Source organism: Polaromonas sp. P3_C2, assembly GCF_056402675.1.
On the sequence record NZ_JBFUGX010000542.1, the window covers coordinates 1 to 2,901 of the forward strand.

Below are 2,901 nucleotides of genomic sequence, written 5' to 3' on the forward strand. Positions count from 1 at the left end.
GTTCAATGGCACGGGTTGCGGCCTGTTGCACCAGAGGCGGCGCCGTGAAGTCGGGCTCGCCGATGTTCAGGAAGTTCATGGGCGATGCGCTGTGCGCAAATTCCTGCGCCAGCGCAGAGGCCGCTTTGGCAACCTCCATGACATAGAAGGGCTCAATCCGCTGAGCCCGCTGGGCGATTTTCAAGGCTGGCCTTTCACGGGGCGAGCCCCTATCGGGATTTGTCGGCAGCGACTTCAACGGCGCGCAGCGAGGGCGCCATTTTGTTCAGGACCCCGTTGACGTACTTGTGGCCGTCGGTGCCGCCAAAGGCTTTGGCAAGCTCGATGCACACGTTGATCACGACACGCCAGGGTACATCGAGGCAGTGGGTGAACTCATAGGCGCCTATCCACAGCACAGCATGCTCCACCGGCGATATTTCGGCCATGGGCCGGTCCAGCAGGGGCGTGATGTTTGCATCGAGCGTTGCCGCGCCTTCGATGCAGCCATGCAAAAGCGCATCGTAGTGGGCGGAGTCGGCTTTGTGAAAACCCACGAGGTCTCGGGTAAACGCGTCAATCGAATCCGCTTCGTTTCGGCCTACCAGGTGCTGGTAGAGCGCCTGCAGTGCGAACTCGCGTGCGCGCGTGCGGGCGGATTTGTCCGCCGCCTTTTTGACGCCGGTGTCGGTCAGGCCGGTGCGGGTTTGGGGCGGGCGTTTGGGTTTGGTGATGGGGTCTGCCATGAAGTGCCAGTCAGGTTAAGGGATGCAGGAGCAGGCGCTCAGGCAATTTCATTGATCAGGTTGGCCATTTCGACGGCAACGCGGGCGGCGTCGCGCCCTTTGTCGACCTGCCGGGCTTCAGCCTGTGCGACGTTTTCCGTCGTGAGTATGGCATTGGCAATAGGCAACTGGTAGTCAAGCGCCAGGCGCGTGACGGCGGCGCCGCTCTCATTGGCCACCAGTTCGAAATGGTAGGTCTCACCGCGAATGATGCAACCGAGGGCGATCAACGCGTCGTATTTGTTGCTTTCGGCCAAGGCCTGCAATGCAACAGGGACTTCCAGTGCGCCGGGCACCTTGACGTGTTTGATGTTGTCCTCTTGCACACCCAGCGCGGACAGCTCGTGTTTGCAGGCTTCTGCGAGCGCATTGGTAATGCTTTCATTGAAGCGCGCCTGCACGATGCCAATGGAAAGTTTTTTGCCGTCAAGCTTGTCGCCTGAACCTTTTTCTGCTCCAAACACGGTGTATCCCTTTGATTGATTTTTGTGGAACGAAGTGACTAGTCTTTGGTGGTATAGCCCACGATCTCAAGGCCGTAACCCGTCATGCTCGGCATGCGGCGCGGGTTACCCATGAGGTTCATCCGGTGCACGCCGCATTCACGCAAAATCTGTGCGCCCACACCGTAGGTTCGCAAGTCCATGCGGCCGCGTTCGGGTGCCTGGCTGGCGCGCGCGGTGCCTTCAAACTGGGCGAGCAATTGCGCCGCGCTTTCACCGCAATTGAGCAGCACGGCAACGCCCCTGCCTTGTTCTGCGATGTGTTTGAGGCTCTGGTCGAGACTCCACRAATGCATGGAGCGGCCCGTTTCAAGAACGTCCAGCACCGATAGAGGCTCATGTACCCGCGCGGACACGACGTCATCGGCAGACCACGCACCCTTGACCAGGGCCAGGTGCAGGCTTTGGCTGGGTTTGTCCCGGAAGGCATGGGCGGTGAATTCGCCAAAGGCGGTTTGCAGTGTGCGGCTGCCGATTTTTTCCACCAGCGAATCGTTGCGGCTGCGGTGTTCGATCAGGTCGGCGATGGTGCCGATTTTCAGGCCGTGCTCCGCCGCGAATACCAGCAGGTCTGGAAGCCGGGCCATGGTGCCGTCGTCTTTCATGATTTCGCAAATGACGGCGGCCGGTGAGCAGCCGGCCATGCCGGCCAGGTCGCATCCGGCTTCGGTGTGGCCGGCGCGCATCAGCACACCACCATCGACAGCCTGCAGCGGAAAGATGTGGCCGGGCTGGACCAGGTCGGTGACCCTGGCGTCTTTGGCCACGGCGGCCTGCACGGTGCGGGCGCGGTCGGCGGCTGAAATGCCGGTGGTCACGCCTTCGGCGGCTTCAATGGAAACGGTGAAGGCGGTGGAGTGCTTGGTGCCGTTGCGCGTGGCCATGGGCGGCAACTGCAGCAGCTCGCAACGCTCGCGGGTCAGGGTCAGGCAGATCAGGCCGCGGCCAAAACGCGCCATGAAGTTGATGGCCTCGGGCGTGACGTGGTCTGCCGCCAGCACAAGGTCGCCTTCGTTTTCACGGTCTTCTTCATCGATCAGGATGACCATACGGCCGGCGCGCATGTCGGCAACGATGTCTTCAACAGGGGAAATGGCTGTGGTCATGGTTCAGGGCTTTTTTAGGATGTTGTTATGGGTGTCGCCCAGCATGCGCTCGACATAACGCGCGATCAGGTCGATCTCGAGATTGACGTCGGAGCCTGCGGCCAGCCGGCTCAGTGCAGTGTTCTGCACGGTGTGGGGAATGAGGTTGATGCTGATTTCCGTGCCGCCCGCGTCGCCAGCCAGGTCGGTGACGCGGTTGACGGTCAGGCTCACGCCGTTGACGGTGATGGAGCCCTTGTAGGCCAGGTACTTGCCGAGCTCGCGCGGGGCGCGAATGCGCAGCTCCCAGCTTTCGCCGACCTGGGCGAAATGCGTCACGCTGCCAATGCCGTCAACATGGCCTGAAACGATGTGGCCACCGAGGCGATCGTGCGCACGAAGGGCTTTTTCGAGGTTGATGGGGCCGGTTTCCGCCAAGCCGGTGGTTTTGGCCAGGGATTCGGCGGAAATGTCGATGGTGAAGCGATTGAGGGGAAGGTCCAGTGTTGTGGCCGTCATGCATGCGCCGTTGAGCGCGATGCTGTCGCC

Annotated in this window: 4 protein-coding genes and 1 pseudogene; all 5 read right to left on the bottom strand. The window is 61.5% G+C overall.

Annotated elements, in window-relative coordinates; all coding sequences use genetic code 11:
- Window positions 1-184 (bottom strand): annotated as a pseudogene (locus tag AC1DWI_RS18630) (aminotransferase); the annotation flags it as partial.
- Between the two features lie 25 nt (window positions 185-209).
- The gene (gene nusB, locus AC1DWI_RS18635; protein WP_477725414.1) at window positions 210-725 is read right to left on the bottom strand and encodes a transcription antitermination factor NusB; all 516 of its coding nucleotides are present in this window, start codon (window positions 723-725) and stop codon (window positions 210-212) included.
- Between the two features lie 38 nt (window positions 726-763).
- Window positions 764-1,228, bottom strand: a complete 465-nt coding sequence (ribH, locus tag AC1DWI_RS18640; protein ID WP_457280242.1) for a 6,7-dimethyl-8-ribityllumazine synthase — start codon at window positions 1,226-1,228, stop codon at window positions 764-766.
- Window positions 1,229-1,266: 38 nt separating this feature from the next.
- Window positions 1,267-2,373: a bifunctional 3,4-dihydroxy-2-butanone-4-phosphate synthase/GTP cyclohydrolase II gene (ribBA, locus tag AC1DWI_RS18645; protein ID WP_477725415.1), complete on the bottom strand. Its 1,107-nt coding sequence runs from the start codon at window positions 2,371-2,373 to the stop codon at window positions 1,267-1,269.
- A gap of 3 nt (window positions 2,374-2,376) precedes the next feature.
- Window positions 2,377-2,901, bottom strand: a 525-nt coding sequence (locus AC1DWI_RS18650) for a riboflavin synthase (protein WP_477725416.1), incomplete at its 5' end; no start/stop codon positions are given.

Excerpts from the sequence above, each read along its gene's own strand:
- nusB (WP_477725414.1), bottom strand. The coding sequence starts at position 725 with ATGGCAGACCCCATCACCAAACCCAAACGCCCGCCCCAAACCCGCACC.